At 64.2% G+C, this 22,955-nt stretch carries 20 protein-coding genes and 1 riboswitch; of the genes, 7 read left to right on the top strand and 13 right to left on the bottom strand.

Annotation, left to right across the window (positions count from 1 at the left end):
- The first annotated feature begins 107 nt into the window (after positions 1 to 107).
- The gene (locus RT582_RS13075; protein WP_044316001.1) at positions 108 to 1,181 is read left to right on the top strand and encodes an NAD(P)-dependent alcohol dehydrogenase; all 1,074 of its coding nucleotides are present in this window, start codon (positions 108 to 110) and stop codon (positions 1,179 to 1,181) included.
- 84 nt (positions 1,182 to 1,265) lie between these two features.
- Here the strand turns inward: RT582_RS13075 and serB are convergent, their stop codons facing one another.
- A complete protein-coding gene (gene serB, locus RT582_RS13070) occupies positions 1,266 to 2,480 on the bottom strand; it encodes a phosphoserine phosphatase SerB (RefSeq protein WP_313477714.1) in 1,215 nt (404 codons plus the stop codon).
- 202 nt (positions 2,481 to 2,682) lie between these two features.
- Between serB and RT582_RS13065 the strand changes: the two genes are divergently transcribed.
- The gene (locus RT582_RS13065) at positions 2,683 to 4,212 is read left to right on the top strand and encodes an AhpA/YtjB family protein (protein ID WP_313477711.1); all 1,530 of its coding nucleotides are present in this window, start codon (positions 2,683 to 2,685) and stop codon (positions 4,210 to 4,212) included.
- Between the two features lie 150 nt (positions 4,213 to 4,362).
- On the opposite strand, the gene RT582_RS13060 is transcribed toward RT582_RS13065, so the two are convergent.
- The 10 genes from RT582_RS13060 to RT582_RS13015 all read right to left on the bottom strand — a co-directional run bounded on the left by RT582_RS13060 (position 4,363) and on the right by RT582_RS13015 (position 14,202).
- On the bottom strand, positions 4,363 to 5,070 hold the full coding sequence (locus RT582_RS13060; protein WP_313477708.1) for a PqiC family protein: 708 nt from the start codon (positions 5,068 to 5,070) through the stop codon (positions 4,363 to 4,365).
- 183 nt (positions 5,071 to 5,253) lie between these two features.
- A complete protein-coding gene (parC, locus tag RT582_RS13055; protein WP_313477705.1) occupies positions 5,254 to 7,506 on the bottom strand; it encodes a DNA topoisomerase IV subunit A in 2,253 nt (750 codons plus the stop codon).
- Positions 7,506 to 7,889 (bottom strand): bleomycin resistance protein, encoded by a 384-nt coding sequence (locus RT582_RS13050; RefSeq protein WP_031297512.1) that lies wholly within the window; start codon positions 7,887 to 7,889, stop codon positions 7,506 to 7,508. Before RT582_RS13050 ends, parC begins: the two co-directional genes overlap by 1 nt.
- Complete coding sequence (locus tag RT582_RS13045; protein ID WP_313477702.1) at positions 7,886 to 8,419, bottom strand: retropepsin-like aspartic protease family protein; 534 nt, start codon at positions 8,417 to 8,419, stop codon at positions 7,886 to 7,888. The genes RT582_RS13050 and RT582_RS13045 overlap by 4 nt, the downstream gene beginning before the upstream one ends.
- The gene (locus RT582_RS13040) at positions 8,416 to 9,399 is read right to left on the bottom strand and encodes an esterase-like activity of phytase family protein (RefSeq protein WP_313477699.1); all 984 of its coding nucleotides are present in this window, start codon (positions 9,397 to 9,399) and stop codon (positions 8,416 to 8,418) included. The genes RT582_RS13045 and RT582_RS13040 overlap by 4 nt, the downstream gene beginning before the upstream one ends.
- Positions 9,396 to 11,282 (bottom strand): DNA topoisomerase IV subunit B, encoded by a 1,887-nt coding sequence (gene parE, locus RT582_RS13035; RefSeq protein ID WP_313477697.1) that lies wholly within the window; start codon positions 11,280 to 11,282, stop codon positions 9,396 to 9,398. The genes RT582_RS13040 and parE overlap by 4 nt, the downstream gene beginning before the upstream one ends.
- Before the next feature lie 152 nt (positions 11,283 to 11,434).
- A complete protein-coding gene (locus tag RT582_RS13030) occupies positions 11,435 to 12,040 on the bottom strand; it encodes a YqiA/YcfP family alpha/beta fold hydrolase (protein ID WP_041015874.1) in 606 nt (201 codons plus the stop codon).
- 136 nt (positions 12,041 to 12,176) lie between these two features.
- Positions 12,177 to 12,989 (bottom strand): 3',5'-cyclic-AMP phosphodiesterase, encoded by an 813-nt coding sequence (cpdA, locus tag RT582_RS13025; RefSeq protein WP_313477695.1) that lies wholly within the window; start codon positions 12,987 to 12,989, stop codon positions 12,177 to 12,179.
- A 152-nt stretch (positions 12,990 to 13,141) separates the two neighbouring features.
- Entirely contained in the window at positions 13,142 to 13,588 is a 447-nt protein-coding gene (locus RT582_RS13020) for a DUF1249 domain-containing protein (protein ID WP_003301652.1), read from the bottom strand.
- Positions 13,585 to 14,202 (bottom strand): NUDIX domain-containing protein, encoded by a 618-nt coding sequence (locus RT582_RS13015; protein ID WP_313477693.1) that lies wholly within the window; start codon positions 14,200 to 14,202, stop codon positions 13,585 to 13,587. The genes RT582_RS13020 and RT582_RS13015 overlap by 4 nt, the downstream gene beginning before the upstream one ends.
- A gap of 206 nt (positions 14,203 to 14,408) precedes the next feature.
- On the opposite strand from RT582_RS13015, the gene RT582_RS13010 reads away from it, so the two are divergent.
- Positions 14,409 to 15,146, top strand: a complete 738-nt coding sequence (locus tag RT582_RS13010) for an RsiV family protein (protein ID WP_313477691.1) — start codon at positions 14,409 to 14,411, stop codon at positions 15,144 to 15,146.
- Between the two features lie 71 nt (positions 15,147 to 15,217).
- Here the strand turns inward: RT582_RS13010 and thiC are convergent, their stop codons facing one another.
- Positions 15,218 to 17,098 (bottom strand): phosphomethylpyrimidine synthase ThiC, encoded by a 1,881-nt coding sequence (thiC, locus tag RT582_RS13005; RefSeq protein ID WP_003285206.1) that lies wholly within the window; start codon positions 17,096 to 17,098, stop codon positions 15,218 to 15,220.
- Between the two features lie 100 nt (positions 17,099 to 17,198).
- Positions 17,199 to 17,305, bottom strand: a riboswitch (TPP riboswitch).
- Between the two features lie 175 nt (positions 17,306 to 17,480).
- On the opposite strand from thiC, the gene RT582_RS13000 reads away from it, so the two are divergent.
- Positions 17,481 to 18,935 carry a TolC family outer membrane protein gene (locus RT582_RS13000; RefSeq protein ID WP_221103402.1) on the top strand — a complete coding sequence of 485 codons (1,455 nt, stop codon included), beginning with the start codon at positions 17,481 to 17,483 and terminating at the stop codon, positions 18,933 to 18,935.
- A 178-nt stretch (positions 18,936 to 19,113) separates the two neighbouring features.
- Here the strand turns inward: RT582_RS13000 and waaA are convergent, their stop codons facing one another.
- Positions 19,114 to 20,382 carry a lipid IV(A) 3-deoxy-D-manno-octulosonic acid transferase gene (gene waaA, locus RT582_RS12995; protein WP_313477687.1) on the bottom strand — a complete coding sequence of 423 codons (1,269 nt, stop codon included), beginning with the start codon at positions 20,380 to 20,382 and terminating at the stop codon, positions 19,114 to 19,116.
- A 119-nt stretch (positions 20,383 to 20,501) separates the two neighbouring features.
- Between waaA and RT582_RS12990 the strand changes: the two genes are divergently transcribed.
- The 3 genes from RT582_RS12990 to RT582_RS12980 are packed head-to-tail and all read left to right on the top strand — an operon-like array spanning position 20,502 to position 22,876.
- Positions 20,502 to 20,834, top strand: a complete 333-nt coding sequence (locus RT582_RS12990) for a DMT family transporter (protein ID WP_046617622.1) — start codon at positions 20,502 to 20,504, stop codon at positions 20,832 to 20,834.
- A 60-nt stretch (positions 20,835 to 20,894) separates the two neighbouring features.
- Positions 20,895 to 22,070, top strand: coding sequence for an NAD(P)/FAD-dependent oxidoreductase (locus RT582_RS12985; protein ID WP_278361531.1), 1,176 nt, complete (start codon positions 20,895 to 20,897; stop codon positions 22,068 to 22,070).
- Positions 22,067 to 22,876 carry an aldo/keto reductase gene (locus RT582_RS12980; RefSeq protein WP_278361530.1) on the top strand — a complete coding sequence of 270 codons (810 nt, stop codon included), beginning with the start codon at positions 22,067 to 22,069 and terminating at the stop codon, positions 22,874 to 22,876. Before RT582_RS12985 ends, RT582_RS12980 begins: the two co-directional genes overlap by 4 nt.
- The last annotated feature ends 79 nt before the right edge of the window (positions 22,877 to 22,955 follow it).

Below are 22,955 nucleotides of genomic sequence, written 5' to 3'. Positions count from 1 at the left end.
GCCCCAACGCCACCAGACAATCCACCTCAGCTTGACTACGATCACTGGCCAGCCGCAGCGCTGTGCTAGAGTGTACGGACGCCTTCAACTCGAAGAGGAGCCGCACCATGGTCATGATGAAAGCTGCCGTGTTCGTCGAACCTGGCCGCATCGAACTGCAGGACAAGCCCATCCCCGAGATCGGCCCCAACGATGCCCTGCTACGCATCACCACAACCACGATCTGCGGCACCGACGTGCACATTCTCAAGGGTGAGTATCCGGTCGCGCCCGGCCTGACTATCGGCCACGAGCCGGTAGGCGTCATCGAAAAGCTGGGCAACAACGTCAAGGGCTACCAGGAAGGTCAGCGCGTCATCGCCGGGGCCATCTGCCCGAGCTTCACCTCCTACGCCTGTCAGGACGGCCTCCCCTCGCAGGACGGCGGCTGCTCCTGCCATGGTTACAAGCCCATGGGCGGCTGGCGTTTCGGCAACAGCATCGACGGCACCCAGGCCGAGTACGTACTGGTACCCGACGCCATGGCCAACCTGGCGCCCGTACCGGACGGCCTGACCGACGAACAGGTGCTGATGTGCCCGGACATCATGTCCACCGGATTCGCCGGCGCCGAGGCGGCCAATATCAAGATCGGCGACATCGTGGTGATCTTCGCCCAGGGGCCCATCGGCCTCTGTGCCACCGCTGGCGCCAGGCTCCGCGGCGCGGGCACCATCATCGCCGTGGACGGTGTGGATGCGCGGCTGGATATCGCCCGGAAGATGGGAGCGGACGTGACGCTCAACTTCCGCAATGTCGATGTGGTGGAAGAGGTTCTCAAGCTAACCGGCGGCCGCGGCGTCGACGCCTCCATCGAGGCGCTGGGCCTGCAATCGACGTTCGAGAGCGCATTGCGAGTACTCAAGCCGGGCGGAACGCTGTCCAGCCTGGGCGTCTATTCCAGTGACCTGACCATTCCGCTCGGCGCTTTCCATGCGGGGCTTGGCGACAACAAGATCGTCACCTCGCTCTGCCCGGGCGGCAAGGAGCGCATGCGCCGACTGCTCAATGTGGTCGCCTCGGGCCGGGTCGATCTCGGCCCGCTGGTCACCCATCAATATGCGCTGGACGACATCACCGACGCCTACGACCTGTTTGCCAATCAGCGCGATGGCGTGCTGAAAGTGGCGATCAAACCCTGAAGACACTGCAAGGCATGAGTGACAAAACTAGACCCCGGATCGATTGATCCGGGGCTTTGGGTTGTTTGAGCCTGCAGCCGCGCTTTATTCCGTGCCGTCGCGATCGCGGAAACCCAGCAGGTAGAGAATCCCGTCCAGACCCAGGGTTGAAATCGCCTGCTTGGCCGACTGCTTGACCAGCGGTTTGGCGCGGAAGGCAACGCCCAGGCCGGCCAGACCAAGCATCGGCAGGTCGTTGGCGCCATCACCCACGGCGATGGTCTGCTCCAGACACAGCCCTTCCTGCTCGGCCAGCTGGCGCAGCAGATCGGCCTTGCGCTGGGCATCGACGATCGGCTCGACCGCCACGCCGGTCACCTTGCCGTTCTCGATCTGCAATTCATTGGCGAACACGTAGTCGATGCCGAGCTTGGCCTGCAGCTGCTTGGCGAAATAGCTGAAGCCGCCGGACAGGATCGCTGTCTTGTAGCCCAGGCGCTTGAGTTCGGCGAACAGCACTTCGGCGCCCTCGGTCAAGCGCAGGCTGGCACCGATGTCCGCCAGCACCTCTTCCGACAAGCCTTCCAGCAGCGCCAGGCGCTCCTTGAAGCTGGCGCGGAAATCCAGCTCGCCGCACATCGCCCGCTCGGTGATCTCCGACACCTGCTCGCCAACACCGGCGGCCTTGGCCAGCTCGTCGATGACCTCGGCCTCGATCAGCGTCGAGTCCATGTCGAACACAGCCAGCCGGCGGTTGCGCCGGTAGACCGAATCGCGCTGGAAGGCGATATCGACATTGAGCTCCTGCGCCACGCTGAGAAACTCGGCGCGCAGCGCCGCAGTATCGGCCGGCTCGCCGCGCACCGAAAACTCGATGCAGCCCTTGCCCAGTTCTTCAGGCATGTCCAGCGGCATGCGTCCGGACAGGCGGTCGATATGGTCGATGTTGAGCCCGTACTTCGCCGTGATCGAGCTGACCCGCTGCAATTGCTCGGCGGTGACCTTGCGCGTCAGCAGGGTGACGATGTGCCGGGACTTGCCCTGCCCGGCCACCCAGTGCTGGTAGTCGGCCTCGGCCACCGGGGTGAAGCGCACCTGCTGGTCATGCTTGTAGCCCATGAACAGGACGTCCTTGAGTACCGACGAGGCGCGCTCGTTATCCGGAATCTCGATCAGGATGCCGAACGACAGCGTGTCATGGATCACCGCCTGGCCGATGTCGAGAATGTTCACGCCACCCTGGGTGAGCACGCCGGTGATGGCCGCGGTGAGGCCCGGTCGATCTTCACCGGTGATATTGATCAGGACGATTTCGCGCAAGGCGCAGCTCCCATGGCAGGCAACGAAGGCGGGCATTCTACATCAGCTGACCAGCGCGCTGGACAGGCCCCGCGGCAGGTTCATCGCGCGCCATCACGATGGCCCTGGACGCAATTCGTCAGCTTACCGTCGCAGACCTTCAGCGCCCCCCGTGCTTTCCGTATACTGCTCGGCAATTTCCCGACGAGAAGAGCCGCGCTCTGTGAACCGGCCCGCATCTGTAAAGCCAGACAACTTCTTCCTCATGCTCTATCGCGCAGTACGCCAGCATCGCGTGCCGCTGGTGTTGCGTATTGCCAGCCATACGCTGCTGCTGGTGGCGCTGGCGCTGATCATCTACGCGTGGGTGATCGGCATGCAGTTCAAGCATGCCATGGAGCAGCAGGCCGATGCCCTCGGCCAGAGCCTGGTCACCCAGACGGCCGCCTCGGCCACCGATCTGCTGGTGGCCAACGACATCCTCAGCCTCAACGTGCTGCTGAGCAATCTGGTGAAGAATCCGCTGGTCGCTCACGCAGCGATCTACAGCGTGGACAATCGCGTGCTCGCCGAGTCCGGAACCCGGCCTCAGCAGGGCCTGCTCGGGGACGATAACGGGCTTTACTCGACACCAATCAGCTTTCAGGAAGTGATTGCCGGGCATCTGCGCGTGAGCCTGGACATGCAGCAGTTTCAGCAGCCGATGACCATCAGCCTGCAGAGCATGGGACTGCTCAGCCTGATCCTGCTGGCGTTGACGCTGATGCTGAGCCTGCGCCTGGGCCGGCAATTGGCGACACCCTTGATGCAGCTGCGCCTGTGGCTGCGCGACCCGGACGACCCCGCCCCGGGTGCCGGACGGCAGGACGAGATTGGCGACCTTGCGCGCCAACTGCAGTCACGCCTGGTGCCGGAGAGGCCTGAGGCGGAGCTTGACCTGAGCGATGCGCTGGACGACGACTATTTCGACAACAGTGACGACCACAGCATTGACTCACGATCCCCCGCAGCGCAACCGGAGCGCTTCGATATCGAGCTGGACGACGAGCCACAGCGCCCACGCGGCTTTTCCGCGAACGCTGATGACGACGTGCAGCAGCTGGACGACGACGTGCCGTTCGAGCTCCCGTCACTGGGTACCCCGAGCGTACAACCTCCTACCCCGCCGCAACCTACCCGCAGCGCCGTGCTGGCCATCCAGCTCGGCGGGCAGGAACAATTGCGACGCTTGCCGCGGCCGCGCCTGACCGAACTGCTGCAACGCTATCGAGACTGCCTGCAACAAGCCGCGACGCTATACCAGGCCGAGCTGCACACGCTCAACGATGGCAGCAGCCTGATGTTGTTTCATAGCCAGGACGATGAGCAGAACTACCTCACCCACGCGATCTGCTGCGGCGAACTGATGCGTGCGCTGGGCCATGCCTTGCAGATCGACGTCGCCGACAGCGGCATCACGCTGCAACTTCAGCTCGCCCTGACCCAGGGCGATGGCCTGTTCGACCTGAGCCAGGGCGACCTGCTGCTCAGCCAGCCGGCGCAGGCTGCGCTGGATATGTCGCTGCACAGCCGCAACCTGCTGCTGGTAGAGGCCAGCATCAGCGAGGACCGGCTGATTCAGCAGCGCGCGCGTATCCGCCCGATTGCCAGCCCGGAAGGCGCCTGCTGCGTCGAGCGCCTGCTGGACCCATACCCCTCGCTGCTGGAACGCCAGCTGACGCGCATGCACGAACTACGCAGCCGCACCCACTGACGCAAGCCATACGGTCGCTATCGAACGACCGTTGACCTTTGACCTTTGGTCGAGCCCGCAGTCGCAACCAGCCCGAGAAAACGAAAAAGCCCGACCAGATCGCTGGCCGGGCTTTTCAATGCGCTGGCTGCAACAGCAGCCGCGACAGAGTCAGAAGCGGAACACTTCCATATCCGTACGAATGGGTTCCGCGGCCGGGATGCGCGGTGCCGGCGCCTCGGCAGACTTGCTTACCTGTGGCTTGGCAGGCGCAACCTTGGGTGCGGTCTTGGCTACCAGGGTAGGTTCGACCGCATCGGCGACCATCTCGCTCAGGCGCTGCAGCAGAACGCTCTGCGCCCGCACCTGGTCGCTCGCGCTGCCCTGGTGCTCCTCCTGCAGGCGCACCAGTCGACTGCCCAGGTGCTTGCCCGCCTTGTCGCGCAGATGCCATTGCGCCTCGAGTACCGCCGGGAATTCGGGGCCGGAATCAAGGCGCGTGATGGACAACTCGATCTGCACTTCCGGAGTAAAGCCTTCGTCGGCCGGGCCAAGCACCAGGCTCTGCGTATCCAGACGCCAGGCCAGCTGACGCAGCAACACCTGCTCGACGTCGGCCTTCAGGCTGCCCGCCCAGTGGGCGCGCTGACCGTCGACGGCCAGGCTGCCGTCAGCCAGACGCTGAAGCAGGGCGTCACGCTGCAGATAATCGGCAAGCGTCACCGGTGCCAGCAGCACGGCGGCGCCATCGGTTCGCTCAGGCACTTCAGTCGTACCGCTGTCCAGTCGGTACATTGGCGCAGGCTGCAGGCCGATGCAGCCTGTCAGCCCCATGCTGGCCAGCAACAAAACAGTCGGAACACGCAGCAAATTCTTCATTACCGTCATAACACCAGAGTTCAGGCCGCTCGCGATCATCAGATCGCCAATGCCTCGTGCATATGTCTCGTCGGACAATCGACTCCGCCGACGCGAAAGAAAGCACCGGGCAACATGCCGCAGATTGGAAAGGCCGCTATCTTCCGTGAAAGCGGCCTTCGATTCCAGCGCCAATACGTTTGGTCATGCTTCGACCAGCAAGCCTTCGACGCGCTGGAAGCCTCGTGGCAGCTTGTTGCCGCGCCTGCCACGCTCGCCTTTGTAGTGCTCCAGATCCTCGGCCTTGAGCGACAGCGTGCGCTTGCCTGCCTGCAACACCAGTGTCGCACCGGTCGGCAACACGGCGAGATCGACCAGATACTCCTCGCGGCTCGCGACCCGCTCGCCGGGGATGCCGATGATCTTGTTGCCCTTGCCCTTGCCCAGCTGCGGCAAATCCCGCACCGGGAACACCAGTAGACGGCCCTCGGTCGTCACTGCAGCCAGCCAATCCTCCTCGCGACTGGCCAGCGGCCGCGGCGCGACGACCTTGGCGCCTTTCGGCAGCGAGAGCAGCGCCTTGCCCGCCTTGTTCTTGGCCTGCAGGTCTTCGCCCTTGACCACGAAACCGTAGCCGGCGTCCGAGGCGATCACGTAGAGCGCCTCATCATCGGGCAGCATCACGCATTCGAAACTCGCGCCCGGCGGTGGCGTCAGCCGGCCGGTGAGCGGCTCGCCCTGGCCTCGCGCCGAAGGCAGCGAGTGGGCCGCCAGCGAATAGCTGCGCCCAGTGGAGTCGATGAACACCGCATATTGGTTCGAGCGCCCGGCCGCAGCTGCCTTGAAGCCATCTCCGGCCTTGTAGGACAGCCCGCTGGCATCGACATCATGGCCCTTGGCGCAGCGCGCCCAGCCTTTATCGGAGATCACCACGGTCACCGGCTCGGACGGCAGCAGCTCGTTTTCCGACAGCGCCCGCGCCTCGGCACGCTCGACGATCGGCGAGCGGCGATCGTCGCCGTAGGTTTCCGCGTCCTCGACCAGCTCCTTGCGCACCAGTTTCTTCAGCTTGGTTTCACTACCCAGCAGCGCCAGCAGCTTCTCGCGCTCCTTGGCCAGCTCGTCCTGCTCGCCGCGGATCTTCATCTCTTCCAACCGCGCCAGCTGACGCAGGCGGGTGTCGAGGATGTAGTCGGCCTGCAGCTCGGAGAGCTCGAAGCGCGCCATCAGCACCGGTTTGGGCTGATCTTCGGTACGGATGATGTGGATCACTTCATCCAGATTGAGGAAAGCCACCAGCAAGCCTTCCAACAGGTGCAGACGCCTCTCGACCTTGTCCAGGCGGAACTGCAGGCGACGGCGTACCGTACCAATGCGATAGGTCAGCCACTCGCTGAGCAGGGTGCGCAGGTTCTTCACCTGCGGGCGACCATCGAGCCCGATCACGTTGGTGTTGACCCGGTAGCTGGACTCCAGATCGGTGGTGGCGAACAGGTGCTGCATCAGCGCTTCGACATCGACCCGGTTGGAGCGCGGGATGATGACGATGCGACAGGGGTTCTCATGATCCGACTCATCACGCAGGTCGGCGACCATCGGCAGCTTCTTGGCCTGCATCTGCCCGGCGATCTGCTCGAGCACCTTGGAGCCGGACACCTGGTGCGGCAGCGCGGTGACCACGACGTCGCCGTCTTCGGCACGGTAGACGGCCCGCATGCGAACGGAACCTCGACCTGTCTCATAGATCTTCAGCAGGTCCGCACGCGGCGTGATGATCTCCGCCTCGGTCGGGAAATCCGGCCCCAGAACATGCTCGCAGAGCTGCTCGACACTGGCGCTCGGCTCGTCGAGCAGACGTATGCAGGCGCTCGCCACTTCACGCAGGTTGTGCGGCGGCACATCGGTGGCCATGCCCACGGCGATGCCGGTGGTGCCGTTGAGCAAAAGGTTGGGCAGGCGCGCCGGTAGCGTCGCCGGCTCGTCGAGGGTGCCATCGAAGTTCGGCACCCACTCAACCGTGCCCTGACCCAACTCGCTGAGCAGCACCTCGGAATAGCGCGACAACCGCGCCTCGGTATAACGCATGGCGGCGAACGACTTGGGATCGTCCGGCGCACCCCAGTTGCCCTGACCGTCGACCAGCGTGTAGCGATAGCTGAACGGCTGCGCCATCAGCACCATGGCTTCGTAGCAGGCACTGTCGCCATGCGGATGAAACTTGCCGAGCACGTCACCGACGGTACGTGCGGACTTCTTGTGCTTGGCGTCGGCGCCCAGACCGAGTTCGCTCATGGCATAGATGATGCGCCGCTGCACCGGCTTCAAACCGTCGCCAATATGCGGCAGTGCGCGATCCATGATCACGTACATGGAGTAGTTGAGGTAGGCCTGCTCGGTGAAATCGGCGAGGGAGCGACGCTCCACGCCGTCCAGGCTCAGGTCGAGGGATTCGCTCATCAGCAATTTTCTTCAGCAAAGGATGGATGACTCACGGCTGGTTGCTCGCCGAACTTGAGCAAGTTGCCGTGGGCGTCGATGACATAAAGTTCTTGCATGCCCCAGGGCTGCATAACGGGCGCGTCCAGGACCAGGCCACGCTGACAGAACTCCCGGTACAGCGCCTGGCAATCGCCGGTACGTATGTAGCAGGAGGTGTTCTCGGCAACGTGGCGCTCAGTGCAAAGCCAGAAATGCAGCTGCGCACCGTCGCGCTCCACGATCAGGTAGTCAGTGGCCTGCAGCACGACCTGGAAACCCAGATAGGTCGTGTAGAAGCCGCGGCTTTCATCGAGATTCAACGAAGCCAGGACAGGCACCGTGGACTGTATGAGCGCCCTCATCGGTCTTGCCCCTGAGGTAGTTGCTGGCGCAGCACCAGGGTGCCAGCGCGCTGGGTGAATTCAAGCTGCTTCAGTGCGCTCATACCGAGCAGAACCTGTTCGCTGCGAAAGCCGGGGGCGACGATAGCGCGCACGTCGTGCAGGCGGATGTCACCCAGATCGAGGCTCGGCAGCACGGTGCGATAACCGGTGGTCTGGCCGTTGGCGGTGTGCAGCATCACCGGCGCGCCGCGCTCCAGTCCCAGCCGTTCGGCCAGCTCGGCCGGCACCGCGACATCGGTAGCACCGGTATCCAGCAGAAAAGTGACCGGCTCACCATTTATCCGCCCACTGGCAACGAAATGGCCTTGCACATTGCCGGCCAGCTGCACTTCGATCTGCTCGCCCTGCAGCTGGGAAACCGGCTGCCGATTGGGGTTGAGCCGATCCTCCTCCCAAGCGGCGAAAAAGCGGGTGGCCAGGAACAGTCCGACGCCCCAGGCGAGCACCAGCATCACGCGCCCGGCACGCCGCCCGGCGGTCTGGCTCACGGCTTCGCACCCCAGCCGCCATCAGGCGCGGCAAAACGCCAGACGATCGGGCGCTTTTCGCCATCACCACGGGCCTTGCCGTTGTTGTCGACCCCGACCCACGCGCCTTCGGCATCGATCCACAGCGCCTCGGCGTTGCCAAAGGGCTCAGCGTAGCGGCGATCCTCGGTCAAGGCCTCCTCGGCGAATGACCAGCAACGCTCCACCGCGCCGGTGGCCGGACTGCGACGACAGACGCGGTAGGCCGAGGGCTCGAGCACGAAAAGCTTGTCGGCGAAGAACGCCACCGCCGAGAAGCTCTTTGGCAGCGGCGCATCGCCCAGCGCAGCGGGCGGCACCTGACCCCCCCCCTCGGCCATCAGCACGCAACCGCCCGTGCACTGCCAGCTGCTCTGCTGACGATGCAGCACCAGAAGACCGCGGCGCTCGCGTTCGGCCGCAATCCACATGCGCTCGGCCTTCGGATCGACGGCGATCCCTTCGAACAGCGCGTTGAAGTGCCAGAGCATGCCGCTGGCCCGCGCCTGTCGTACCAGCGTATCGGGCAGGCGCAGCCATTCTGCCGTACCCGCTGGGCTGACCCGCAGCACGCCGGCATGGGCCTCACTGACCACGTAGCGGTTGCCCAGGCTGTCACAACTCAGACCTTCGAAATCCAGCTGACCACCCCGCACCTGGCCACTGACCCAGGCGCGCATGCGCATGCCCCAGGGCAAGCCGCTGTCCGGTGGCGGGGCCGCCTCGAAACGCTCGGGCTCCGCCTGCCAGGGCGAGACGCTGGTATCCAGACGATAGAGAACGTCGTCCTCGCGATCGGAAACGGCCCACAAGGCATCGCCGCACCAGGCCATTCCGGACAGGTTGCCACCGGCTATTCCGGCCACCGGGTGCTCGCCGAGCAATTTCAGTTCGGGCGCCGGCTCGCTGGCCCAGAGCGGTGCCGAAGCCAGACTCAGCAACGCCAGCCAACGGCGGATCAAACCAGCACCTCGGCCAGATTGCCCTTGGACTCGAGCCAGCTCTTGCGGTCGCCGGCGCGCTTCTTGGCCAGCAGCATGTCCATGATCTCGCGGGTGTCCTCGAAATCATCCAGGGTCAGCTGTACCAGTCGACGCGTGTTGGGGGCCATGGTGGTCTCGCGCAGTTGCGGCGGATTCATCTCACCGAGGCCCTTGAATCGGGTGACCTGAGGTTTTCCACGGCGCTTTTCAGCAACCAGACGCTCGAGGATGCCGTCCCGCTCGGCCTCGTCCAGCGCGTAGAAAATGTCCTTGCCCAGGTCGATGCGATACAGCGGCGGCATGGCGACATAGACATGGCCGGCCTCGACCAGAGGGCGGAAATGCTGAACGAACAGGGCGCAGAGCAACGTGGCGATGTGCAGGCCGTCTGAGTCGGCGTCGGCGAGGATGCAGATCTTGCCGTAACGCAGCTGGCCCAGATCGGCCGCGCCCGGATCGACGCCGATGGCGACGGCGATGTCGTGGACTTCCTGACTGGCCAGCACTTCGCCGCCGTCGACTTCCCAGGTGTTCAGGATCTTGCCGCGCAGCGGCATGATCGCCTGGAACTCCTTGTCCCGCGCCTGCTTGGCCGAGCCGCCGGCCGAGTCACCCTCGACCAGGAACAGCTCGGCGCGCATCGGGTCCTGCCCGGCGCAGTCGGCCAGCTTGCCCGGCAGCGCCGGACCCTGGGTGATCTTCTTGCGTTCGACCTTCTTGCCGGCCTTGAGGCGACGCCCGGCGTTGCTGATCGCCAGCTCGGCCAGTTGCATGCCCAGCTCCGGGTGGGCATTGAGCCAGAGGCTGAAGGCATCCTTGACCACACCGGAGACGAATGCCGCGGCCTCGCGGGACGACAGGCGCTCCTTGGTCTGCCCGGAGAACTGCGGCTCCTGCATCTTCATCGAGAGGACGAAGGCGATGCGCTCCCAGATGTCTTCCGGTGCCAGCTTCAACCCGCGCGGCAGCAGGTTGCGGAATTCGCAGAACTCGCGCATGGCATCCAGCAGCCCCTGGCGCAAGCCGTTGACATGGGTGCCGCCCTGGGCCGTTGGAATCAGGTTGACGTAGCTCTCCTGGACACTCTCGCCACCTTCCGGCAGCCACAGCAGCGCCCAGTCCACCGCCTCGGTGTTGCCCGCCAGGGTGCCGACAAACGGCTCATCGGGCAGGCGCAGGTAATCGCTGACCGAGTCGACCAGGTACGAACGCAGGCCGTCCTCGTAGTGCCACTCGATCTTCTCGCCGCTGCCCTTGTCCTCGAAGCTGACGCTCAGCCCCGGGCAGAGCACGGCCTTCGCCTTGAGCACATGCTTGAGGCGACTGATGGAGAATTTGGGGGAATCGAAGTATTTCGGATCGGCCCAGAAGCGCACGCTGGTACCGGTGTTGCGCTTGCCGACGCTGCCGATGACTTCCAGGTCAGTGGCCTTGAAGCCATCGGCGAAGCTCATGCGGTACTCGCTGCCGTCGCGCTTGACGGTCACTTCGACCCGCGTCGACAGGGCGTTGACCACCGAGATGCCGACCCCGTGCAGACCACCGGAGAACTGGTAGTTCTTGTTGGAGAACTTGCCGCCGGCGTGAAGCTTGGTGAGGATCAGCTCGACGCCCGGCACACCCTCTTCCGGGTGGATGTCCACCGGCATGCCACGGCCGTCGTCGATCACTTCCAGCGAATTGTCTTGATGCAGGATCACCTGAACCGAGCGGGCATGGCCGGCGAGGGCTTCGTCGACGCTGTTGTCGATGACTTCCTGGGCCAGGTGGTTGGGCCGCGAGGTATCGGTGTACATGCCCGGGCGCTTGCGCACCGGGTCGAGGCCGGAAAGAACCTCGATGGCTTCTGCGGTATAAGACATCTGTCTGGCACTGTCCTTATGTTCTGAATGAATCAGCCCTTGCGGGCAGCGAAATTCGCGCAACGCCGGAATGAAATGGCCGGTCCGCGTTCGCGAAACCACCCTGACCGCCGACCAGCCGCGCTAACGTTGCGCCGCGCATCAGCATCCATTCAGAGCCGATCAAGCCATGCCTGCGGCTCGAAGCCGGCAAAGGCCAGCAGCGCCGGCAGACGCTCGGCAAATCCCTGAAAGCCATGGTCGCCACCGGCCTGAATGCGCAGTGCACAGCCACGATAGAACTGCGCGGCGTCACGGTAATCCAGCGTCTCGTCGCCCGTCTGCAGCCAGACCTGATAGCGCTCGGCATCCTGTGGTGGCGCGGTTTCCAGTTCCGCCAAGGCGGTTACATGATCGTCGGTGAGGTCCCAGACTTCCCCGCTATACAGATTGGTCTGCGGCCCAAGATAACCGTCGAACCGGCGGTGCGGTGTCACGGCCGGATTGATGAGCAATGCCTTGAGGCCATGGCGCTCGGCGAGGTGCGTCGCATAGTAGCCGCCAAGCGAGCTGCCGACCAGCAACGGCCGGCCGAGCTCGGCCAGGCATGCTTCGAGTTGGGCAATGGCCTGACGCGGATGATGGTGCAGTGCGGGGACCCGCAAGCGTTCGGCCATGCCCAGTTTCTCCAGCGCAGCGGACAACTGGCTGGCCTTCTGCGAGACCGGTGAGCTGTTGAGACCGTGGATATAGAGAATCGAAGGTGAATAGCTGGACATGGATACAGTTCGTAGGAAAACCGCAAGGCTACAAGGCACCTGCCGCCGTCTGCAAGCAGGCCGGCGGCATGATGGGTGGGCTCGGGGTATCTGCTGGCAAGTACCGCCAGCGCGTGTCACTGCGCGCAGAGCCGCGTTAGTAGCCCTTGACGCTGTAGTCGATCTCGAACTCGATACCGCTGACCCGGGAAACTCCGGTTTCCAGCTGCCCATCGGCATATAGCCGCAGCCAGCGATAACCCGGCGCGACGTTGTCGACCTGAAAGTCTTCGCTCTGCGGGGCGAACTGCACGCCGGTCGATGGCGACGCCAGCAGGCGTACGTCGTTACGCCAGCTATCGAACTCCTGGTGGATATGACCCCAGAGCAATGCACGCACGTTGCTGTGACGATCCAGCACCTCGAACAGGGCGTCAGGATTGCGCAGCCCGATGGTATCCATCCAGCGACTGCCGATGGACACCGGATGATGGTGCAGACAGATCAGGTGGTGATGGTCCGGCACTTCACTCAGTGCACGCTCGAGCAGTTCCAGCTGATCGTTGCGCAGCATGCCGAACACCGAGCCCGCCACCAGCGTATCGAGCATCACCACACGCCAGCCGCCGATCTCCAGCACCGGCTCCATCAGCGCACTGCCACGGCAGGCCTCACGCATTGCTGCCAGCTCGTCGTGATTCCCCGGACACCAGCGCGCTGGTGCTTCGATGCGTTCGGCAAGCCGGCGGAACCGCTGGTAGGACGCTACCGAGCCATCCTGCGACAGGTCGCCGGTGGCAAGGATCAGGTCGATGCGCGGCTGCTCGTCGATGGCGAGCTCGACCACCTGCTCCAGGCTGTCACAGGTATTCATGCCCAGCAGCTTGCCGTCCGCTTCGGCAAACAGATGGCTGTCGGTAAGCTGCACCAGCAGAACCGAATCTTCAACAGTCAGGGACGCACCAGGCAATGCCCTTCTCCTTGAGCTAAATCGCAACGGAATTATGGTAGGTGCCCGGCAGGGGGGTAAACCTCGGGATGTGGGCTTGGATCACAGAATAGCGCTGCGCATCCAGGGCGGATCAAGCGCAGTATCAGGCTATCAAGGCATGGTGCAAGGGGTCAGAGCACCGGTTCCAGCTCGTGCCCGCAGGCCAGACAGTGGCCCAGCCATTCGCCGAGGAACAGATTGAGTTGGTTCTTCTCGTCCGGCTGGTGCATCTGCGCGTTGGGGTAGTGGTAGATGCCGCGGAAACGTCGCGCATTCTCGGCGCGAATGACTTCGGCCATGCGCGCATCGTGGTAAACCCGCACCTCCATCTTCGGCACCGGCAACCAGGTCAGGCAGTTCTCCTGACTGACCTGCAAGGTCGTGGTGTAAGGGCAGCTCTCCAGCACCTCGAGCACCAGCACACCGAGCAACATGTCGCCCTGACTGATGGCGATGCGGCGCGCGTCGCAACCGTTACGCATGCCCGGCAGCAGGCGCATCAGGCGCAGGTAATTGGCCTCGCAGGCCGACTGCAGTTCGAGCAGGTCGACTCGGTATCGCTCGCGCGTCTTTCTCATGTCCACGCCCCCCGCACCTGCTCTCGATTCAAGGCCAGCCACTGCAGTGCAATGATGCTGGCCGCATTGTCGATACGCCCCTCGTTGACCGCGCGGAGTGCCTGCTGCAGCGGCCATACATGCACGCGGATATCCTCGCCTTCCTCGGCCAGACCGAAGACGCCCTGTGCGCCTTCGCTGTCGCAGCAACCGATGTAGAGATGCACCTGTTCATCGCTGCCGCCCGGGGACGGGAAGTACCGGGTGATCGGCCACAGCTCGCCCAGCTCCAGCCCGGCTTCTTCGACCGCCTCGCGCCGGGCCACCGCGTCAGGTGACTCGTCCTTGTCGATCAGCCCCGCCACCAGCTCGATCAGCCAGGGGTTCTCAACCTTGCCCAGCGCCCCCACGCGGAACTGCTCGATAAGCACCACCTGATCGCGCTGCGGATCGTAGGGCAGCACGCACACGGCGTCATGCCGCACGAACAGCTCGCGACTCAACTCCGCGCCCATGGCGCCGCTGAACTGGCGATGACGCAGGTGCAGGCGTTCCAGCCGGTAAAAACCGCTGAAGCATTGCTCTCGTCGGAGGATCTGGACATCATCCGGTCCGGGCTTGAAGGTCTCGCTCATCGGGTACTACTCATATCGGTTTGAACCGCGCGGCGGGCGACTGCAACCGTCACAACGTGAGCGGCTTCGTCGCCATCCTAACGCGGCATCGTCGCTGGCGCAGCCCTTTGCAGACCACCGTAGCCGAAGAAAGCTCCACCTGCAGCGCCGCACGAACTTCAGGCGTCTTCGGCAATCGAAAGCGCACTGCCATGCCTGGACCAACCATGAATCGAACCGCCTTCATCCGCACTCTGATCCTGCTGAGCAGCCTTGTCGTGCTGCTGAGCGGCTGTCAGCACCTTGCCTCCGAACGCCCGGTGGAGGTGCGGCAGAACCTCACCGAGCAACGCCCGCAGGGCTGCCAGGGCGAAGACTGCCCGCTGGTGAACATCGACACCCTGACCTTCACCGACGAACCCGAACTGAACAACCTGATCGACGCGCGCCTGCGCCGGATGACCATCAATGGTCCGGATGATCGCCTGCCGGACTCGCTCAAGGGTTACCAGCAGCAGTTTCTTCGCACTGCCGAGCCGGGCTGGAGCAGCTACCTGCAGGCCAAGCTGCGCGAGCAGCACGGCGACATCCTGGTCGTCGAGCTGTCCAGCTATCTGTATGTCGGTGGCGCCCACGGTATGCCCGGTCGCGGCTTCATCAACTACGACCGAGAGGCCGATCGGGAATTACGTCTCGCAGACCTGCTGATCCCCGGGCAGGAGGGCAGGTTCTGGCGCGTTGCGCGCCAGGCCCATCAACGCTGGCTGGTGGAGAACGGCCACGCCCAGGACGCCGAGTTCACCGGCTTCTGGCCCTTTCAGCAGACCGCAAACATCGCGCTGCTGAAAGACAGCGTGTTGCTCAAGTACGACGTGTACAGCATTGCGCCGTACTCGAGCGGGCACCCTGAACTGTTCATTCCTCATGAACAGCTGGAAGGCATTCTGAAGCCGGAATATCTCTGAGGATACGAAGCGGGCCGGTATATGCCGGTCCGCTTCGGGTCGTCTACAGCCAGTCAGTCACACCTCGCCGGTCACACCTGTTTGTAGATCACCGAGCCTTCGTCCTTGAAACGCGAGGACTGCTCGGCGAAGCCGGCCTCGATGGCCTTCTGCTCGTCGGTCAGGCCGTGCTCAGCGGCGTATTCGCGCACTTCCTGAGTGATCTTCATCGAGCAGAACTTCGGCCCGCACATAGAGCAGAAGTGCGCCACCTTGGCCGACTCCTTGGGCAGCGTCTCGTCGTGGAAGGCACGCGCGGTGTCCGGATCGAGGCCGAGGTTGAACTGGTCTTCCCAACGGAACTCGAAGCGCGCCTTGGACAACGCATTGTCACGGATCTGTGCGCCCGGATGACCTTTTGCGAGATCAGCAGCATGGGCGGCGATCTTGTAGGTGATGATGCCGGTCTTCACGTCATCCTTGTTCGGCAGACCAAGGTGCTCCTTCGGCGTGACGTAGCAGAGCATGGCGCAGCCAAACCAGCCGATCATCGCCGCACCGATGCCACTGGTGATGTGGTCGTAACCCGGCGCGATGTCGGTGGTCAGCGGGCCCAGGGTGTAGAACGGCGCCTCGTCGCAGCACTCCAGCTGCTTGTCCATGTTCTCCTTGATCATGTGCATCGGCACGTGACCCGGGCCTTCGATCATGCACTGCACATCGTGTTTCCAGGCGATCTTGGTCAGCTCACCGAGGGTTTCCAGCTCACCGAACTGTGCAGCGTCGTTGGCGTCAGCGATCGAGCCCGGACGCAGGCCATCACCCAGCGAGAAGCTGACGTCATAGGCCTTCATGATTTCGCAGATTTCCTCGAAGTTCGTGTAGAGGAAGTTCTCCTTGTGATGCGCCAGGCACCACTTGGCCATGATCGAACCGCCGCGCGAGACGATGCCGGTCACGCGCTTGGCCGTCAGCGGCACGTAGCGCAGCAGCACCCCGGCGTGGATGGTGAAGTAGTCCACGCCCTGTTCAGCCTGCTCGATCAGCGTGTCGCGGAACAGCTCCCAGGTAAGGTCTTCGGCGACACCGTTGACCTTTTCCAGCGCCTGGTAGATCGGCACGGTGCCGATCGGCACCGGCGAGTTGCGGATGATCCACTCGCGAGTCTCATGGATGTGCTTGCCGGTGGATAGGTCCATCACCGTGTCCGAACCCCAGCGGATGCCCCAGGTCAGCTTGGCCACTTCCTCTTCGATCGAAGAACCCAGCGCCGAGTTGCCGATGTTGCCGTTGATCTTCACCAGGAAGTTGCGGCCGATGATCATCGGCTCGAGTTCGGTGTGGTTGATGTTGGCCGGGATGATGGCGCGACCGCGGGCCACTTCGTCACGCACGAATTCCGGCGTGATCTCCTTGGGGATCGAGGCGCCGAAGCTATGCCCGGCGTGCTGATCCTTGAGCAACCCAGCCTCTCGAGCTTCGGTCAGTTTCATGTTCTCGCGGATGGCAACGTATTCCATCTCGGGCGTGATGATGCCCTTGCGCGCATAGTGCATCTGGCTGACGTTATGCCCGGCCTTGGCCCGCCGCGGATGGCGTACATGGGCAAAACGCATGGCGGTCAGCTCGGCGTCGTTCAGGCGACGCTGGCCGAACTCGGAGGTCAACCCCGGCAGCTTCTCGGTATCGCCGCGCTCCTCGATCCAGGCACTGCGCACATCGGCCAGGCCCTTGCGTACGTCGATCTGCACGTTCGGATCGGTATAGGGGCCGGAGGTGTCGTAGACGGTAACCGGGGCGTTAATCTCGCCGCCGAAGTCCGTGGGCGTCACGTCCAGGCTGATCTCGCGCATCGGTACGCGGATATCCGGGCGCGAACCCTGCACATAGATTTTCTGCGAACGCGGGAAGGGTTGGATCGACTGCTGGTCGACCTGGGCGGATTCACTCAGGTTCTGTTGTTCTACACGCATCAGGCTGGCTCCTAGAGAATTGTCGGAGCGAACCTGAAAACACGGATGGCAAGGGCATCGGGTGCGCCGGAACTGGCGCCGAGAGAGCTGGCCGAACGACTGGCGAGCACATCTTGTTCCCTACGCAGGCCTTAACCTGATCAGGTTCAACGGGATCCGAAACTTTCCGATCTCAGCCTTCGCTTCAAGGCACCCCGACAAGAACGCCATCGAGTCTAATCAAGACCCAGTACGAACGCCATGCCAAGGGCGAAAGTAGTCGACCGTTCGGTCATTCCGGCCGGCCGCAACCGGCATCTGACATTGCCTCGCACACGCGCCTTGACCCCCCGTCAGCCGCCGCTTAGCCTTGCCCCTCAGCTATATTCAGGATGGACCCAACATGCTGCGCAGACTCCCCCTGGCTCTCGCCGTGGCTTCCCTCACCGCCGGAGCAGCCTGGGCACAGCAAACCGTCCCGCTCGCCAGCAAGACCGATCTGGTCAGCGTCTATCAGCAAGCCGTCAACAACAACGCCGACCTGGCTGCAGCGCGTGCGCAGTTTCGCGCACGGCAGGAAATCGTGCCGCAGGCGCGGGCCGGGCTGTTGCCCAACCTCAGCGCCGGCGCCGAGCTGAGCGATACCGAAACGGACGTCGATACCAGCAGGGGCTCCACCTCGCTGTCGCGCAGCGGTACCGTCTACCAGGCAACGCTGAGCCAGCCGATCTTCCGTGCCGATCGCTGGTTCCAGCTCAAGGCCGCGGAAGCCGTGAGCGAGCAGGCCGCAATCGAATACTCCATCACCGAACAGGACCTGATCCTGCAGAGCGCCCAGGCCTACTTCGCCGTGCTGCGCGCACAAGACAACCTGGCGGCAGTGAAGGCCGAGGAGGCTGCATTCAAGCGCCAGCTCGACCAGGCCAACGAGCGCTTCGAGGTCGGCCTGTCGGACAAGACCGACGTGCTCGAAGCCCAAGCCGGCTTCGATACCGCCCGGGCCAACCGCTCCATCGCACAGCGCCAGGTCGAGGACGCCTTCCAGGCGTTGTACACACTGACCAACCGCGAATACATCGCCCTCGAAGGCATCCGCCACACCCTGCCGGTGCTGGCCCCGGTGCCGAACGAGGCCAAGGCGTGGGTCGATACCGCAACGCGGCAGAACCTCAACCTGCTGGCGGTCAATTACGCGGTGACCGCAGCGGAAGAAACCCTGCGCCAGCGCCGCTCCGGCCATGCACCGACGCTCGATGCGGTGGCGTCCTATCGCAAGGGCGACAACGATGCGCTGGGCTTCAGCAACAGCCAGAGCATCCCGGGCTTCGACATGCCGCGCTACACCGGTGACGTCGAGCAGCGCAGCATCGGCCTGCAGCTGAACATTCCGCTCTACAGTGGCGGCCTGACCACTTCGCAGAGTCGCGAGGCCTATTACCAGCTCAGCCAGAGCGAGCAGCAGCGCGAGAGCCTGCGCCGCCAGGTGGTCGAATCCACACGCAATCTGCACCGAGCGGTTAACACCGATATCGAGCAGGTCGAGGCTCGCCGGCAATCGATCATCTCCAATCAGAGCGCGCTGGAGGCGACGGAGATCGGCTATCAGGTCGGCACGCGCAACATCGTCGACGTACTCGACACCCAGCGCCGCCTGTATGGCGCCGTGCGGGACTACAACAACGCCCGCTACGACTACATCCTCGACAACCTGCGCCTGAAACAGGCCGCGGGCACGCTCAATCCGGACGATCTGCAGCAGCTGGCGGCGTACCTGAAGCCCGACTACAACCCGGACACCGACTTCCTGCCACCGGACCTGCCGCAAACCATCGGCCAGCCGGTGCGGATCGATTACTGAGCGACGGAGGAGAAACAGGTGCATGATCGGCCGGGTAGCGTAGCGATACCTTCATGCACCTGTGCGAGAGCCCAACGGCTAAAACTCTAGCGTTGAGCTGCGCGGCCCGAGGCGGGAAAACCATCGAAAGCATCCCGCGCCGAACATCGCGGCCTGACGCCGAATCCGCGCGGCCAAACTACCCGAGCAGCCGCCCCAACCCCGCCAGCAACCGCGCCAGAGCACCCTGATTGGCCTTGAGCACGCCGAGACCGGCATCGCGCATCGCCTGGGCCCCGGCTGGATCGCCCCAGAGTTCGCTGACCACCTGCGCCAGTTGCGCGGCATCCTGCACTTCACGCAGGGCGCCAGCAGCGCGCAACTGTGCCGATATCTCGAGAAAGTTGAACAGGTGCGGACCGCTGAGCACCGGCTTGCCCAGCGCTGCGGGCTCAAGGAGGTTGTGCCCGCCGTTGGGCACCAGACTGCCGCCAACGAAGGCGATATCCGCCAGCGCGTAGAGAAACAACAGCTCGCCCATGGTGTCGCCGACCAGTACCTGGGTGCCGGCGTCGACTGCCTCCCCCGTCGAGCGCCGCACGGCGACAAACCCATCCCTGACCGCCGACTCGTACACCGAGGCGAAGCGCTCCGGGTGCCTGGGCACCAGGATCAGCAGCGCCTGCGGATGGTTGCTGAGCAGCTGGCGATGCGCAGCCAGAATGATCTCGTCTTCTCCGGCGTGTGTACTGGCGGCGATCCACAATGGCCGTTCCAGCGCCGCCCACTGCTGGCGCAGTTTACTGGCACGCTCCAGCAGTGCCGGGTCGATGGTCAGGTCGAACTTGATCGATCCGGTCACCTCCACGCACTCATCGCGCGCACCGAGCTGGCGAAAACGTTCGGCTTCAGTTTCGGTCTGCACGGCAATCAGGCTCAGCTTAGCCAGCATCGGCGCAGTCAGACGGGCGAAGCGCGCGTAGCCGCGGGCCGAGCGCTCGGACAAGCGCGCATTGGCCAGCGCCACCGGAATGCTGCGGCGTGCACACTGATGGATATGGTTGGGCCAGAGTTCGGTCTCCATCACCACCGCCAGCTTCGGCCGCACGCGGTCAAGAAAGCGCGCCGCCGCCCAGGGCAGGTCATAGGGCAGATAGCAGTGCTGCACGCTGTCGCCGAACAGCGCCTGGATGCGCTCCGAGCCGGTCGGGGTCATGCAGGTGACGGTGATCGGCAGATGCGGATAGCGCGCCATCAGTTCGCGGATCATCGGCGCCGCGGCGATGCTCTCGCCGACCGACACCGCATGCACCCAGATGCCACCCGGACGAAGCGGCGGCAAACCAAAGGCGAAACGTTCGCCGATACGACGGGAGTAGGCCGGCGCGCGCCAGGCGCGCCAGAGCAGGCGCAGAAATACCAGCGGCAGGCCGAGGTGGAACAGCAGGGTATAGAGGGTGCGATTCATGGGCGCGGAGCTTAGCAAGCCGCCTGCCGGCGAGCCACAATCGCCACGGCTGGCGAACTAGTTGACGAGGACGCGACCGAACGAAGTTGACCTCCTCCAGCCCACGATCAGGATTTCCCATGTCCGGTTACGTTTACCTGGCCATCGCCATCTGCGCCGAAGTGATCGCCACCACCTCGATGAAAGCCCTGGCCGGCTTCAGCCGCCCGCTGCCCCTGTTGCTGGTGATTTGCGGCTATAGCTTGTCGTTCTGGATGCTGGCGCTGGTGGTGAAGACCATTCCGGTGGGAATCGCCTACGCCATCTGGGCGGGCCTGGGCATTGTGCTGGTCAGCATCGCTGCGGCGCTGATCTATCGCCAGCACCTGGACCTGCCGGCAGTGCTCGGTATGGCCCTGATCATCGCTGGCGTGGTGGTCATTCAGCTGTTCTCCGGCAGCACCGGCCACTGAGCGCCCCGCGAACTGCATGCAGTTATACTGCGCGTCCGTTTCCCCGTATGAGGCCTGCACATGCCTGAATCCCTCAGCACCGATGTCCTGATCGTTGGCGGCGGCGTCGCCGGCCTCTGGCTCAACGCGCGCCTGCGCAGGCAAGGTTTTGCCACGTTGCTGGTGGACAAGGGAACGCTGGGTGGCGGGCAGAGCGTGAAGTCCCAGGGCATCATTCATGGCGGTACCAAATACGCCTTGAGCGGCGCCCTCACCGGCGCATCCGAAGCCATCGCCGACATGCCACGGCGCTGGCGCGAGGCTCTTGAAGGCAAGGGCGAGCTGGATCTCAGCGGCGTGCGCCTGCTGTCCGATGCGCATTACCTCTGGTCGCCCGGCACTCTGGCCGGCAACCTCACCAGCTTCTTCGCCAGCAAGGCAGTGCGCTCGCGGGTTGGTCAGGTCAAGGGCGACGAACTGCCACCCGCTCTGCAACACCCGAAATTCAAAGGCAAGGTCTACCGCCTCAGCGAACTGGTGCTCGATGTGCCCAGTCTGATCGCCCGTCTGGCCGAGCTGGCCGGCGACAGCCTGCTCGCCGGCCAGCAGGTCGAACCGCTGCTCGATGGCGACGAGCTGGTCGGTCTGCGCGTCGACGGCCGCGAGATCCGCGCTCAGCGCATCGTCTTCAGCGCCGGCGGCGGAACGGCCGAGCTGCTCACTTCGCTCGGCCTGCAGCAGCCGACCATGCAGCGCCGACCGCTGCACATGGTCATCGTCAAGGCGCCGACGCTCAAGCCGCTCTACGCCCACTGCCTGGGCGGCGGCACCAAACCGCGAATCACCGTGACCAGCCACCCGACGGCAGACGGCGAGTGGGTCTGGTACCTGGGCGGCGATCTGGCCGAAGCCGATGGCGTGGCGCGCGACGAAGCCAGCCAGATCGCCGCGGCGAAGAAGGAACTGGCCGAGCTGGTACCCTGGATCGACCTGTCCGCAGCGCACTGGGCCACGCTACGCATCGACCGCGCCGAGCCGGCGCAATCGGCCCTCGCCCGTCCGGACAATGCCTTTCTCGCCGAGCAGGGCCGCCTGCTGGTCGGCTGGCCAACCAAGCTGGCGCTGTCACCGGACTTTTCCGACCGCGTCGAAGCCGCTCTCGCCCGCGACGGCATTCGCCCCGTCCAGCATCCTGCGCTACCGGAACTGCCGCGACCACCGTTGACCGGGCCGTTCTGGGAAGGGCTGCTGCCATGAACGCAACACTGCATGAGTTGCACCGCCCGCTGGGCAGCACCGGTCTGAACATTTCGCCGCTGGGCCTGGGAACGGTGAAGCTAGGACGTGACCAGGGTGTGAAGTATCCCAGCGGTTTCGCCATTCCCGACGATGCCCAGGCTCGCCAGCTTCTGGCTCTGGCCCGCGACCTGGGCATCAACCTGATCGATACCGCCCCGGCCTACGGCGTCAGCGAAGAGCGGCTGGGCCCTCTGCTCGCCGGCCAGCGCGATGAGTGGGTGATCGTCAGCAAGGTCGGCGAGGAGTTCGAGAACAGCCAGTCGCGCTTCGACTTTTCCGCTACGCACACGCGCTTTTCGGTCGAACGCAGCCTCAAGCGTCTGCACACCGATCGCATCGAGCTGGTGCTGGTGCATTCCGATGGCAACGATCTGGACATCCTGCAGCACGCCGAGGTCTACCAGACCCTCGCCGAGCTCAAGCGCGAGGGCAAGATTCTCGGCTACGGCCTCTCCGGCAAGACCGTGGACGGCGGACTGCTGGCGCTGCAACGGGGCGACTGCGCGATGGTCACCTACAACCTCAACGAGCAGGCCGAGCGACCAGTGCTCGACTACGCTGCAGCCCACGGCAAGGGCATTCTGATCAAGAAGGCGCTTGCCAGCGGCCACGCCTGCCTCAAGCCAGGTGAAGACCCGGTGCGCCGAAGCTTCGAGTTACTGTTCGGCCACCCCGGGGTCAGTGGCGCGATCATCGGCACTATCAATCCGCAGCATTTGACGGCTAACGTACGGACTGCTGCTGCCGTTCTGACCGGCAACTGAAACGGTCCTGGCGGCAACGTTCATCCGCTGCCCGGAAGCGCATTACGCTGATGCCGCGCGGTTACTTTCTTCGCCGCAA

Origin of the sequence: Stutzerimonas kunmingensis, assembly GCF_032106285.1 — a bacterium.
Classification (GTDB): domain Bacteria; phylum Pseudomonadota; class Gammaproteobacteria; order Pseudomonadales; family Pseudomonadaceae; genus Stutzerimonas; species Stutzerimonas kunmingensis_B.
Note: the sequence above shows the minus strand (reverse complement) of the source record. Positions and strands in the feature narration are given on the sequence as shown.